Origin of the sequence: Streptomyces coryli (assembly GCF_011044975.1) — a bacterium.
In the GTDB taxonomy this organism is placed as follows: Bacteria; Actinomycetota; Actinomycetes; order Streptomycetales; family Streptomycetaceae; genus Streptomyces; species Streptomyces coryli.
Map to the genome: position 1 here is coordinate 19,028 of NZ_JAAKZV010000074.1, position 13,540 is coordinate 32,567.

The 13,540-nt window shown below is 72.8% G+C and carries 8 protein-coding genes; 7 read left to right on the plus strand and 1 reads right to left on the minus strand.

Features of this window, described 5'->3' with window-relative positions; translation table 11 throughout:
• Positions 1–159: 159 nt before the first annotated feature.
• Together G5C51_RS44050 and G5C51_RS18315 are read left to right on the plus strand one after the other, a co-directional pair.
• A complete protein-coding gene (locus G5C51_RS44050; RefSeq protein WP_165238663.1) occupies positions 160–3,573 on the plus strand; it encodes an LCP family glycopolymer transferase in 3,414 nt (1,137 codons plus the stop codon).
• 33 nt (positions 3,574–3,606) lie between these two features.
• Positions 3,607–6,822 (plus strand): S41 family peptidase, encoded by a 3,216-nt coding sequence (locus G5C51_RS18315; RefSeq protein ID WP_165238665.1) that lies wholly within the window; start codon positions 3,607–3,609, stop codon positions 6,820–6,822.
• A gap of 25 nt (positions 6,823–6,847) precedes the next feature.
• On the opposite strand, the gene G5C51_RS18320 is transcribed toward G5C51_RS18315, so the two are convergent.
• Positions 6,848–7,741, minus strand: coding sequence for a MurR/RpiR family transcriptional regulator (locus G5C51_RS18320; RefSeq protein WP_165238667.1), 894 nt, complete (start codon positions 7,739–7,741; stop codon positions 6,848–6,850).
• A 113-nt stretch (positions 7,742–7,854) separates the two neighbouring features.
• Here G5C51_RS18320 and G5C51_RS18325 point away from each other — a divergent pair, with 113 nt between their 5' ends.
• From G5C51_RS18325 to G5C51_RS18345, 5 genes are all read left to right on the plus strand, one after another.
• A complete protein-coding gene (locus G5C51_RS18325) occupies positions 7,855–9,012 on the plus strand; it encodes a C45 family autoproteolytic acyltransferase/hydrolase (protein ID WP_165238669.1) in 1,158 nt (385 codons plus the stop codon).
• Between the two features lie 29 nt (positions 9,013–9,041).
• Positions 9,042–10,679, plus strand: coding sequence for an ABC transporter substrate-binding protein (locus G5C51_RS18330; protein WP_165238671.1), 1,638 nt, complete (start codon positions 9,042–9,044; stop codon positions 10,677–10,679).
• 6 nt (positions 10,680–10,685) lie between these two features.
• Entirely contained in the window at positions 10,686–11,657 is a 972-nt protein-coding gene (locus tag G5C51_RS18335) for an ABC transporter permease (RefSeq protein WP_338118195.1), read from the plus strand.
• Positions 11,654–12,538 carry an ABC transporter permease gene (locus tag G5C51_RS18340; protein WP_165238673.1) on the plus strand — a complete coding sequence of 295 codons (885 nt, stop codon included), beginning with the start codon at positions 11,654–11,656 and terminating at the stop codon, positions 12,536–12,538. Before G5C51_RS18335 ends, G5C51_RS18340 begins: the two co-directional genes overlap by 4 nt.
• Positions 12,539–12,541: 3 nt before the next feature.
• Positions 12,542–13,540: oligopeptide/dipeptide ABC transporter ATP-binding protein (locus G5C51_RS18345; RefSeq protein ID WP_165238675.1), on the plus strand; the 999-nt coding region annotated here is incomplete at its 3' end.

Genomic DNA, 13,540 nt, shown 5'->3' on the forward strand with positions numbered 1-13,540 from the left:
GACAGGTAGCCGAAACAGGGCGGTGGCACAAGTCACCGGGGGTTCGGCTGAGACCACTGGTGCGGGGTGCCTAGACTCGCCAGGCATGCGTAACGCGATCCCCCACACCGCGCCATGCATGCCCGGATCCGGCATATCCCGACGCGGGAGCCGTAGATCATGAAGGGCAGACATGCCGCACCACGCGAACCGCGCGGCCACTGGCTGCTGCTGCTGACCGTCCTGCCGCTGGTCTTCGCGGCGGTGCTGTTCGAGGGCTGGACCACCCACCAGGTGGCCAACCCGGGCGGCCGGCAGGCCTGTACCAGCCCGGCGCCCGCGTCCGTCGACGACGGCGGCCCGGTCCGCTCGTACGAGCACGGGCGGCAGGTCTCCGACAAGGTGCCCGCCGGCACGATGGCGCTGACCGTCGACGGCGGCCCCGACCCGACCTGGACGCCGCGCGTCCTGGACCTGCTGCGGGAGAAGAAGGCGCACGCCACGTTCTTCGTGAACGGCGCGCAGGCGGCTCAACACCCGTATCTGCTGAAGAAGATCCGCGCGGCCGGGCACGAGATCGGCACCCTCAGCTACACCGGCGCCCCGCTCGGCACCGCCTCCGACCTGCGCCGCTCGATGGAGCTGTCGCTGGACCAGAAGGCGCTGGCGGGCGCCACCGGCTATCACACGAACCTGCTGCGGCTGCCGAAGAGTTCGGCGGTCGACACGCTGTGCGGCGCCGAGGGGGAGGCGGCGAAGCGGGCCACCGAGGACGGCTACACGGTGGTCGCCGCCGACAAGTGGTACCGGGACAACAACACCGGTGTGGTGCGGCAGTTCTCGCAGACCGAGACGGGATTCGCGCAGGCGGAGCAGCTGTTGAAGTCGCCCGGCGTGAAGAAGTTCTCGACGGTGACGAAGGCCACGGGCCGCGATCCGGCGGACGAGCGGGCGTCCAGTGCCGAGATCTGGCAGGGCATGGCGCTGATCGCCATCCGCAATGTCAGCCACGCCTTCACCGGCGCGATGGGCTGGCTGCTCGGCATCACCATCGGCCTCGCCGCGCTGCGGCTGGTGCTGCTCTATTTCTGGGCCCGTACGCACGTCAAGCGGCTCGGCCGGTTCCGCCCCGGCTCGCCCTGGCTGCGCCAGGTCGACGGCCTGGTGACGGTCCTGGTGCCCGCGCACAACGAGGAGGCGGGCATCCAGTCCACCCTCCGCTCGCTGCTGGCCTCGACGCATCAGCAGCTGCAGATCGTGGTCATCGACGACGGCTCCGAGGACCGTACGTCCGAACTGGCCGCCGAAATGGGCGATCCCCGGGTCTTGGTGGTCAAACAGCCCAATTCCGGCAAGTCCGCCGCACTCAACACCGGCCTGAGCTATGCCGAGTCCGACATCGTGGTCATGGTCGACGGCGATACGGTCCTGGAGGCCGACGCCATCGAGCGGCTGATCCAGCCCCTCGCCCACCCCGCCATCGGCGCGGTCAGCGGCAACACGAAGGTCGGCAACCGCAAGCGGCTGCTGGGGCGCTGGCAGCACCTGGAGTACGTCTGCGGGTTCAACCTCGACCGGCGGATGTTCGACGTGCTGGAGTGCATCACGACCGTGCCCGGCGCGATCGGCGCCTTCCGGCGTACGGCCCTGGTCGGCGTCGGCGGCGTCAGCGACGACACCCTCGCCGAGGACACCGACCTGACGATGGCGCTGTGGCGGGCCGGCTGGCGGGTGGTCTACGAGGAGACCGCCATCGCCTGGACCGAGGTCCCCACGACGCTGCGCCAGTTGTGGCGCCAGCGCTACCGCTGGTGCTACGGCACGCTGCAGGCGATGGGCAAGCACCGGCACGCGATCCGCGAGGTCGGCCAGGCGGGCCGCTTCGCGCGCCGCGGCCTGACGTACATCTCGGTCTTCCAGGTCGCGCTGCCGCTGCTCACGCCGCTGCTCGACGTCTTCGCGCTGTACGGGCTGCTGTTCGGCAATCCGATGAAGGCGGCCGGCGTGTGGATCGCCTTCATGGGCGCGCAGATGGCCGTCGCCGGCTACGCGCTGAAGCTGGACGGCGAACGGCTGCGCACGCTGTGGTCGATGCCGCTGCAGCTGTTCACGTACCGGCTGCTGATGTACCTGGTGGTGATCCAGTCGATGGTCACCGTGCTGGCGGGCATCCGGCTCAACTGGGGCCGGATGAAGCGCTCGGGCAGCGCCGCGGAGGAGATCGGCGGCATCGAGGTCACGCAGCCGAAGGAGCGGGAGGCGGTGGCGGTGAGCGGGTCGGTGGCGCTGTCCGGGGAGAGCGGCTACGAGACCGTGTCCGGGCACCAGCACATAGCCGGGCAGGTGCTCATACCTGGCCAGGGCGTTCCGGCCCCGGCGGGAGCGGCGCATGCAGCCGTCATGCCGAGACCCGCCGTCGCGACCGGCACGGTGCCGCACTGGCGCGCCAACGCGACCGGCACGGTCATCGTCACCCGTAACGCCCCCGCGACCCCGCTGTCGCCCGACGACATCGGCGGTAACGGCGGTGACATCGAACCGGACCTCGGCCCTCCGCAGGAGCCGTGGCGCCCCGCGCCGAAGAGCCGTCGCCGCCCGCGCCGCCTCCGCCGCGCGGTCGTCGTCCTCGCCTGCCTGGCGCTCCTCTCCCCGATCGGCGCCTACAGCTGGGCCGACAACTCCCTCAATCGCGGCCCGGACCTGGACCGCCTCAACAACCGCCCGCTCCCGGGCGACGGCACCAACTACCTCATCGTCGGCTCCGACAGCCGCTCCGGCCTCTCCAGCAAGGACCGCAAGAACCTCCACACCGGCGCCCCGGCAGGCCGCCGCACGGACTCGATGATCCTGCTGCACACCGGCAAGCACGGCACCACGATGACCAGCCTCCCGCGCGACTCCTGGGTGGACATGCCGTCGTTCATCCGGCCGGAGAACGGCAAGCAGTACGGCGCCGAGCACAACAAGCTCAACGCCGCGTTCTCCTACGGTGGCGCCCCGTTCCTGGTCAAGACCGTGGAGAAGAACACCGGCCTGCGCATCGACCACTACGCGGAGATCGGCTTCGCGGGCTTCGTCGGCATCGTCGATGCCGTCGGCGGCGTCGACATGTGCCTGGACAAGCCGATCAAGGACGAGAAGTCCGGCGCCGACCTGAAGAAGGGCTGCCAGACCCTGGACGGCTCCCAGGCGCTGGCCTTCGTACGGCAGCGGCACCAGGAGGCCGACGGCGACCTGGGCCGGGCCAAGAACCAGCAGAAGTTCCTGAGCGCCCTCGCCAAGCGGGCCGCGTCCAGGCAGGTCCTGCTGGACCCGGGCAAGATGCGCGACACCACGAAGGCCGGGCTCAAGTCGCTCATCGTGGACCAGGACACCGGCTTGCCCGACCTGGCGAAGCTGGCGCAGGCGATGCAGAAGGTGTCGCAGGGCAAGGGGAAGCGGGTGGAGCTGCCGATCGCAGACAAGTACCACTGGACCGACAAGGGCAGCAGCGTGCTGTGGGACAAGAAGCGCGCGAACGCGCTCTTCGAGCGGCTGCGCAAGGACGAGCCGGTGCCCGCCAAGTGGGGAGCCGAAGATCCCGGAAAGCCATAGTGCCTGCCCCGAGGCCCGTGATGGGATGAGGTGGTGACGCACCCTGCCTACCTCCGTTACCCGCATCTCCACGACGACCTGGTGACCTTCACCGCCGAGGACGACGTCTGGGCGGCCCCGCTGACCGGCGGCGGCCGCGCCTGGCGGGTCAGCGCCGACAACGTGCCCGTGACGCACCCGCGCCTCTCCCCGGACGGCGCGCACCTCGCGTGGACCTCCACCCGCGACGGCGCCCCCGAGGTCCTGGTGGCGCCGGTCGACGGCGGGCCCGCGACGCGGCTGACCCACTGGGGCAGCAACAAGACGTCCGTACGCGGCTGGACCCCGGACGGCCGGGTGCTGGCCATCAGCACGTACGGGCAGGCCTCGCTGCGCCGCAGCTGGGCGTGGGCGGTCCCGGTGGACGGGAGCCCGGCCGAGTGGCTGCCTTACGGGCCGGTGGGCGATGTCGCGTCCGGGCCCGAGGGGCGGGTCCTGCTGCTGTCGGCGACGATGGGCCGCGAGGCCGCGTACTGGAAGCGCTACCGGGGCGGCACGGCGGGCAAGTTGTGGCTGGCCCTGCCGGACGGTGACGGCGAGTTCGCCCGTATCCACGCGGAGCTGAACGGCAACATCGAATGCCCGCTGTGGGTCGGCGACCGGCTCGCCTTCCTCTCCGACCACGAGGGCACGGGCGCGCTGTACTCGTCCCTCCCGGACGGCTCGGACCTGCGCCGGCACACCCCGCTCGACGGCTTCTACGCCCGGCACGCCGCCACCGACGGCACCCGCGTCGTGTACGCCTCCGCCGGTGAACTCCACGTCCTGGACAGCCTCGACGAGGGCGCCGAGCCGCGCCCCCTCCCCGTCCACCTCGGCGGCCAGCGCACCGACCAGCGCCCGCGCCCCGTGGACCCGGCCGGCTGGCTGGGCGCCGCCCGCCCCGACCACACGGCCCGCGGCAGCGCCGTGCTCGTCCGCGGCTCGCTGCACTGGATCACCCACCGCGAGGGCCCGGCCCGCGCGCTCGCCGCCGAGCCGGGGGTACGGGCCCGGCTGCCGCGGGTGTTCCGGGTGGCGGCCGAGGAGCACATCGTCTGGGTCACCGACGCCGAGGGCGAGGACGCCCTGGAGACCGCTCCGGCGACCGGCCTCGCCCCCGGCGCCACCCCGCGCCGGCTGGCGCGCGGCGAACTCGGGCGGGTGGTGGACCTCGCGGTCTCGCCCGACGGCAGCCGCTTCGCGGTCGCCACGCACGACGGGCGGGTGCTGCTGGTGGACCGTACGAGCGGGGAGTCGCGCGAGGTCGACCGCAGCGCGTACGACCGGGCGAGCGGCCTGGTCTTCTCGCCGGACGGCGCCTGGCTGGCCTGGTCCCATCCGGGGCCCGCGGACCTGCGGCAGCTGAAGCTGGCCGCGACCGCCGATCTGGCCGTGGCCGAGGCGACGCCGCTGCGCTTCGACGACTTCTCGCCCGCCTTCACGGCGGACGGCAAGCATCTGGCGTTCCTCTCCGAGCGGGCCTTCGACCCGGTATACGACCGGCACAGCTTCGACCTGTCCTTCCCCAATGCCTGCCGCCCGCACCTGATCACGCTCGCCGCGGACACCCCGTCGCCGTTCGGGCCGCAGCGGCACGGCCGCCCGTCGGAGAAGCCCAAGGACGACGAGGACTCGGACGCGGTGCCCGCCACCCGCGTCGACCTCGAAGGGCTCGCGGACCGGATAGTCCCGTTCCCGGTCGAGGCGTCCCGCTACTCCACCCTCCGGGCCGCCGAGAACGGCGTGCTGTGGCTGAAGCACCCGCTCACCGGCGTCCTCGGCACCGCCCTCGCCAACCCCGACGACGACGGCCCGTCGACCGCGCTCGAGCGCTACGACCTGGCCCAGCAGCGGCTGGAGGAACTGGCCGACGACGCCGACTCGTACGCGGTCAGCGGCGACGGCAAGCGGGTGCTGCTGCGCACGAACGGCAAGCTCAAGGTGGTCCCGGCGGACCGCAAGACCACCCGCCACGACGAGGACGACGACGGCAACGGCTCCCGTATCACCGTCGACGTCTCCCGGATCCGCCACCTGGTCGACCCGGCCGCGGAATGGCGGCAGATGTACGCCGAGGCGGGCCGCCTGATGCGGGACAACTTCTGGCGCGCCGACCTGAGCGGCGTCGACTGGGACGGCGTCCTGGACCGCTACCGCCCGGTCCTCGACCGCGTCGCCACCCACGACGACCTGGTCGACCTGCTGTGGGAGGTGCAGGGCGAGCTGGGCACCTCGCACGCGTACGTGACGCCGCACGGCGGCTACGACCCGGCGGTGCGGCAGGGGCTGCTGGGCGCGGACATCTCCCGGGACGCCGAGGGTCTTTGGCGGGTGGACCGGGTGCTGCCGTCGGAGTCCTCCGACCCGCGCGCCCGCTCCCCGCTGGCCGCCCCTGGCGCGGCCGTGCGCCGGGGCGACGCGATCGTGGCGGTGGACGGCCGACCCGTCGATACGGAGACGGGGCCCGGGCCGCTGCTGACGGGCGCCGCGGGCAAGCCGGTCGAGCTCGCCATTTCACCGGCGGGCGGCGGCGAGGTGCGGCACGCGGTGGTCGTCCCCATCGCCGACGAGGAGCCGCTGCGCTACCACGCCTGGGTCGCCGACCGCCGCGCGTATGTGCACGAGCGCTCCGGCGGCCGCCTCGGCTACCTGCACGTACCCGACATGCAGGCGCCCGGCTGGGCGCAGATCCACCGCGACCTGGGCGTCGAAGTCGCCCGCGAGGGGCTGGTGGTGGACGTACGGGAGAACCGCGGCGGGCACACCTCGCAGCTGGTGGTGGAGAAGCTCGCCCGCCGGATCGTCGGCTGGGACCTGCCGCGCGACGGGCAGCCGCAGAGCTATCCGGCCGACGCGCCGCGCGGCCCGGTGGTGGCGGTGGCGAACGAGTTCTCCGGCTCGGACGGCGACATCGTCAACGCGGCCATCAAGGCGCTCGGCATCGGCCCGGTCGTGGGCGTACGCACCTGGGGCGGCGTCATCGGCATCGACAGCCGCTACCGCCTGGTCGACGGGACCCTTGTCACCCAGCCCAAGTACGCCTTCTGGCTGGAGGGTCCTGGCTGGGGCGTGGAGAACTACGGCGTCGACCCGGACGTCGAGGTCGTGCACGCGCCGCAGGACTCGGTCGCGGGCCGCGACCCGCAGCTGGACGAGGCGATCCGGATCGCGCTGGCGGCGCTGGCGGAGAACCCGGCCAAGACGCCGCCGGAACGGCCGGAGTTGTAAGCGGCGGCGGGGGTCTCGCGGGCGCTTACGCCTTGCGCGACCCCCGCTCCCGCTGGCCCAGGATCCGCTCGCGCAGCGCCGTCAGCTGATGCGAGGTCTCGACCGCGCGCGGCTCGTCCAGCGCGGCGAGCGCGAGCAGCAGCGCGTCGGCCACCAGCAGGCCGCCCAGCGACTCGGTGGTGATGCCGGTCGGCGAAGGCGAGGTGGTGAGCGCCGCCTCGACGCGGTCGGCATACGTATCGGCGAGCGTGTCGGTGACCAGCAGCACCTTCGCGCCGACGGTACGGGCGCGGTCCACCAGCAGCTCTATCTCGGCGAGTTCGCGGCCGGGCTGGAAGAGGACGACCACGTCGCCGCGGTCCAGGGACAGCAGCGGGTCCGCGAGGGCGAAGCCGGTGGCGCCGACGAAGCGGGCCCGGCGGCCGATCCGGCCCAGCGCGAGCGCGAGATGGCGGGCGGCGAGCTCGGATGCGGCCACGCCGTAACAGAACACCTCGCGGGCCTCGGCCAGGGCGGCCACCGCGCGCTTGAGGGTGTCGGAGCCGGTGAGCCGGCGGCCGTGCTCGATGCGCTCCTGTGCCTCGTCGAAGACGTCGTTCCAGACCCCGTCGAGGTCCCGGCCGACGTGGTGGATGCGCTGCTGCAGCCGCACCTCCGGGGAGACGGCGGTGGTGAAGTCGGCCGCCAGCTCGCGCTTGAGGGCGGGCAGGCCGCCGTAGCCGAGGCGCTTGAGGGCGCGCACGGCGGTGGCATTGCTGGTGCCGCTCGCGGCGCCCAACTCCTGGGCGCTGGCGAAGAGAAGCTGCTCCACCGGCGCACTCACCAGGTAATGCGCCACGGCGCGCTCCGATGCCGACAACTCCTCCCAGCTGTCCCGCACGGCGGTGCGGAGCCGGGTCAACCCGTCTGAAACTTCCATTACAACTATTGACTCCTCTGTGATGCCCGTTACTCTACTGCCGAGCGGACCATTTCAAGAACCCCGTGTTCCGTAACCGACATTACAGCAGCGCGGGGACGGCAAGGAGAAGTATGGCGACGCGCACCCTCCCGGTCATCGAGATCTCCGGCAGCCCGGCCGAGCGCGGGCGGCAGTACGGAGAGGCCGTCCGGCCGCTGCTGCACGCCTCCCTGGCCTATTACGAGGCGGCCTTCGCCGCGTCCTCCGGGCTGACCTGGGAGGAGGTGACCCGGCGCGCGGCCCGCTGGCTGGATCCGGTGCGGTCGTACGCGCCGCATCTCGTCGAGGAGATGGCGGGCATCGCGGAGGGCGCCGGGGTGGAGCTGCTCGACGTGCTCGCGCTCAATGCCCGCGGCGAGGTGCTCTACGACAGCTCCTTCGCCGCTATGGCGGAGGCGCGCGAGCCGGAGCGCAGCCCGGAGCCCGCTGAGGGCTGCACCTCCTTCGCCCTGTACGGCGAGGCCAGCGGCGACGGGCATGTGTACGCCGGGCAGAACTGGGACTGGCGCGCCGGCGTAGGCGACACCGTCGTCATGCTGCGCGTCGTCCAGCCGCCGAAGCCCACGCTGATCATGCAGGTCGAGGCCGGCCAGATCGGCCGCCAGGGCGCCAACTCCGCGGGCCTCGCGCTGAACGCCAATGGTCTCGGCGGCCGCTTCGACGACGCCGTCGGGCTGCCGCAGACCGTGATCCGGCGCAGCGTGCTCGACCAGCCGTCGATCACCGACGCGCTCGACGTGCTGTGCTCCACCCGCGCCCACATCGCCAGCAACGCGCTGCTGACCTGCCGCGAGGGCTACGCCGTGGACCTGGAGACGACCCCCGCGGGCGTCGGCTGGCTGCACCCGAGCGACGGGCTGCTGGTGCACGGCAACCACTACCAGGCGCACATCCCCGCCGAACTCGCCGCCGGCTACCGCCCGATGTCCTCCGACTCGCTGGTGCGCGTCCCGCGCGCCGAGGACGGCCTGAAGGCGCTGCGCGGCGCCACCACGCAGACGGAGTCGCTGAAGCTGATCCGCCGCGCGATGTCCGACCACCTCGGCTATCCCGAGTCGCTGTGCACCCACCCCGACACCCGCAGGCCCGAGCTCGGCCGCTGGGCCACGCTCGTCTCCTCCTGCGCCGACCTCACCACCGGCGACTACTGGATAACTCCCGGCACCCCCTGCGACCGCGAGTACCAGCACCTGCCGTGGAACCTCTACGACGGCCCGCACGCCGGCTGACCCGCCCGAAGCCCTCAGGGAGCCCCGCCATGAAGCTCACCCATACGCTCACCACGGCCGCCGCCTGTATGGCCGGTGCGCTCGCCCTCGCCGGCTGCGGCGGCGCACCGGACAACTCCGGCGGCTCCGGCAAGAAGGCCGCCAACCTGAAGCTCACCGCCACCACCCCGGCCGCGAACGGCCCGGCCGGCACGGTCAAGTGGCTGCTCGAGGACGAGCCCGACTCCCTCGACCTGGACACCCAGGGCACCAGCGCGGGCCGCGTCATCCTCAGCAACGTCTGCGAGCGGCTCTACCAGCTGCGGCCCGACATGTCCGTACGGCCGCATCTGGCGGCCAAGGAGAGCCGCCCCGACGACCGCACCCTCGTCCTCACCCTCCGCGACGACGTCACCTTCCACGACGGCGCGAAGATGACCGCGGACGACGTGCTGTTCAGCCTGAAGCGGCATGCCGCCGACGGCATGGAGCAGAGCGACGAGTTCGAGCATGTGAAGTCGATGAAGGCCACCGGCGAGCACGAGATCACGGTCCGCTTCAGCCGCCCCGACGCCATGTTCGCCAAGGCCCTCGCGGGCGACGCGGGCATCATCTACCAGCGCAAGGCCGTCGAGAAGGCGGGCAAGGAGTTCGGCACCCCCGGCCGGCCCGACGCCTGCACCGGGCCGTATGCGCTGCAGAGCTGGAAGTCCGGCGACTCGGTCGCCATCGCGCGCTACGACGACTACTGGGGCAAGAAGCCGCTGACCGGCAAGGTGGTCTTCACCTGGGCCGCCGACAGCGCGATGGTCAACGCGCTGAAGACCGGCGCCGCCGACGGCGCGTACACCGAGGCCCCCAACACCGCCGCGGCGCTGGACTCCGCCAAGGGCGTCGACCTGCACTTCGGTCCGTCCACCGCCGTGCTGACGCTGATGCCCACCGAGCGCGGCGGTCTCGCGGACCCCAAGATCCGCCGCGCCCTGTCGCTGGCCCTCGACCGCACCGGCATCGCCAAGTCCGGCTACGGCGGGCTGGTCGAGCCGTGGAACCTGCCCGCGGGCTCCGGCGCCTGGGGCTACGAGAAGGCGGCCTTCGCCGCCGCCCAGAAGTCGACCGGGCACGCCCCCGCCAAGCCGGGCGCGAAGGACCTGGCCCGGGCGAAGGAGCTCGTCAAGGAAGCGGGCGTACCCAAGGACCCGATCCTCATCGGCACGGACTCCACCCAGGGCCGTACGGTCATGGCCAACGCGGTGCGGGCCGCGCTGGAGCAGATAGGGCTCCGGGGCGAGATCAAGACCGTGCCGCCGTCGGAGTTTGAAACCTTCTACGGGGACAAGGCCAAGCGGGCCGAGGTCGATCTCTTCGTCGGCGACTGGTACATCTCCAAGAGCGACCCGGTCGGCGTGCTGGACAACGCCCTGTCCGGCAGCGAGAACAACTGGACGGGCTTCAAGGACAAGGCGTACGACGCCGCCGTCAACAAGGCGCTGGCCACCATCGACGACGCCGAGCGGGCCCGGCTGACGGTGAAGGCGCAGCGGCTGTTCACGGACGCCAGCGTGTGGATACCGGTCGCGCAGATCCCGTCCACGCTGATCCTGAGCGGCAAGCTGACCGGTGCGCCGGCGTCCATGGCCTACCTCTACTACCCGTGGGCCGCCGACCTCGGCGCGAAGAAGGGCTGATCCGCCGTGTCCTCACCGGTCCGCCTGTTCGCCGCCGCCGGGCGGCGCGCCGCGGGGCTGTTCGCGACGCTGCTGGCCGCCTCGTTCGTCATCTTCGCGGCCGTGTACGTCGCGCCCGGCGACCCCGCGGTGTTCCTCGCCGGCGGCCGCGACAAGCTCACCGCCGAGCGGCTCGCCGAGGTGCGGGCGCAGTACCACCTGGACGAGCCGCTGGTCGTCCAGTACGGCCGCTGGCTGTGGGACTGCCTGCACCTCGACCTCGGCCGCTCGTTCAAGTACAACGACCAGGTCGCCGACCTGCTCACCGGCCGGCTGCCGACCACGCTCGCGCTGGTCGGGTATGCCACGGTGCTGTTCGTCGTGCTCGGCGTCGGCGCCGGGATGCTGGCGGCGATACGGCGCGGGACCTGGGTGGACTCGACGGTCGTCGGCGGCACCACGCTCGCCGCGTCGGTGCCCAATTTCGTCGCCGCCATCGCGCTCGTGTCGCTGTTCGGCGTCCGGCTCGGCTGGTTCCCGGTCACCGGCGGCGGCTCCGGCTTTACGGGCACCCTGCACCATCTCACCCTGCCCGCCTTGTCGATGGCGCTCGGCGCCCTTGCCGTCATCAGCCGCGTCACCCGCCAGTCCATGGTGGAGGCGGGCGACGCCGACCACGTAGAGGCGGCGCGGGCCGGCGGGCTGCCGGAGCGGCAGATCGTGCTGCGGCACGTGCTGCGCAACGCCCTCGCCCCGATCGCCACGATGTGCGGCCTGATCATGGCCGGGATGCTGGCCGGGACGGTCGTCATCGAGACCGCCTTCGGCCTGAGCGGCATCGGCTCGCTGCTGGTGAACGCCATCAACACCCACGACTTCCCGGTCGCCCAGGCGGTGCTGCTGCTCATGGTCACCGGTTACGTCGTGGTGACGACCGCCGTCGATCTCGCCCATCCGCTGCTGGACCCGCGGGTGAAGGCCGGAAGGAGCGCCGTATGACCACCGCGCCCGCACCCGCGGCAGCCAGCGCAGCCACCGCTCCCGCGGGGACGCTCTTCCCCTCCCGCCCGCGCGCCCAGCGGCCCTGGGCGGTCATCGCCGCCGGTGCCTTCCTCGGACTCGTCGTGCTGGCCGCGGTGTTCGCGCCGCTGCTGGCGCCGTACGCGCCCGACGAGGTCGACCTGTCGCAGTCGCTGGCCGGCCAGTCGGGCGCGCATCTCCTCGGCACCGACGCCTCCGGGCAGGACCTGCTCTCGCGAGTGCTGCACGGCGCCCGCGGCAGCCTCGTCGCGCCGCTGGCGCTGCTGGCCGTGGCCGCCGTCCTCGGCGTCACGCTCGGCACGGTCGCGGCCTGGCGCGGCGGCTGGGTGGACACGCTGCTGTCCCGGACGACCGACGTCATGTACGCCTTCCCCGGGCTGCTGTTCGTGGTCCTGATCATCGCCGTGTTCGGCGCCGGGATGACCACGTCGGTGCTCGCGCTCGGCCTCGCGTACACCCCGACCGTCGCCAAATACACCCGCAGCATCGCGATGTCCGAGCGCGCCAAGCCGTACATCGAGGCGTACCGGGTGCAGGGCATGTCGGGCACCCGGATCTGCGTCGCGCATCTGGTGCCGAACCTCGGGCGGCTGGTGGTCGGTTATCTGGTGGTGCTCTTCGGTGAGGCGCTGATGAGCCTGGCCACGCTCAGCTATCTCGGCTTCGGCGCCCAGCCGCCCAGCTCGGACTGGGGGCTGATGGTCCAGGAAGGGCAGGCGGCCGTCGTCCAGGAGGCGCTGCTGCCGGCGCTGGTGCCGGGCGCGGCCATCGCCGCCGTGGTGGTGTCCTTCAACATCGTCGGCGTCTGGCTCGCCGACCGGCTCGGCAGCAGGAGGTAGCCCGTGTCGCTTCTTTCCCTCGAAGGCCTGACGCTCCGGCTGCCCGGCGGCGCCCGCCCGGTGCTCGCGGACGTATCGCTACGGGTCGCCGCCGGCGAAGTGGTCGGCCTGGTCGGCGAGTCGGGCTCCGGCAAGTCGACCACGGCCAAGGCGGTGCAGCGGATGCTGCCAGCGGGCGCCGAGACCTCGGGCCGGGTGCTGGTGGACGGCGCCGACGTGCTCGCCCTGTCCGCGGCGGAGCTGCGCGCGCACCGCGCCCGTACGGTCGCGATGATCCACCAGGACCCGCGCGCCGCCCTCAACCCGGTGCGCCGCATCGGCGACTTCCTCACCGAGCGGCTGGCCCTGCGCACCCCGGGCCTCGATCGCACCACCGCCCGCGACCGCGCCGTGGCCCTGCTCGAATCGGTCGGGTTGCCGGAGCCGCAGCGCCGCATCCGGCAGCGGCCGCACGAACTCTCCGGCGGCATGCTGCAGCGCGTCGTCATCGCGGGCGCGCTGGCCGCCGAGCCGCGGCTGCTGCTCGCCGACGAGGCCACCAGCGCACTGGACGTCACCACCCAGGCGGAGATCCTCGCCCTGCTGCGCGGCGTGCGCGCGGAGCGGGAGCTCGGCATGCTGTTCATCACCCACGACCTGCACCTGGCGGCGGCGTACTGCGACCGCGTGTACGTGATGTACGCGGGCGCGGTCGTCGAAGAGCAGCCCGCGGACGCCCTGTTCGACCGGCCCCGGCACCCGTACACGAGGGGCCTGCTCGCCTGCTCGCCGGAGCTCGGCGACGACCGGCCGATCCGCCCGATACCGGGCCGCCCGCTGTCACTGGCGGACGGCTACACGGGCTGCCCGTTCGCCGCCCGCTGCCCCGAGGCGGAGGACGCCTGCCGGACGTGGACGCCGGAGCCGGTGCCGCTGGCGGGTGGCGGCACGGCGGCGTGCCGGCTGCTGTCCGCGCCCGCCGGCGCGGCCGCCGCCCCCACCGCCCCTGCCGCGGAAGCCGCC

Coding starts and splice junctions, on each gene's coding strand:
- G5C51_RS44050 (WP_165238663.1), top strand. CDS start 160: ATGAAGGGCAGACATGCCGCACCACGCGAACCGCGCGGCCACTGGCTG.
- G5C51_RS18320 (WP_165238667.1), bottom strand. CDS start 7,741: ATGGAAGTTTCAGACGGGTTGACCCGGCTCCGCACCGCCGTGCGGGAC.
- G5C51_RS18325 (WP_165238669.1), top strand. CDS start 7,855: ATGGCGACGCGCACCCTCCCGGTCATCGAGATCTCCGGCAGCCCGGCC.
- G5C51_RS18330 (WP_165238671.1), top strand. CDS start 9,042: ATGAAGCTCACCCATACGCTCACCACGGCCGCCGCCTGTATGGCCGGT.
- G5C51_RS18340 (WP_165238673.1), top strand. CDS start 11,654: ATGACCACCGCGCCCGCACCCGCGGCAGCCAGCGCAGCCACCGCTCCC.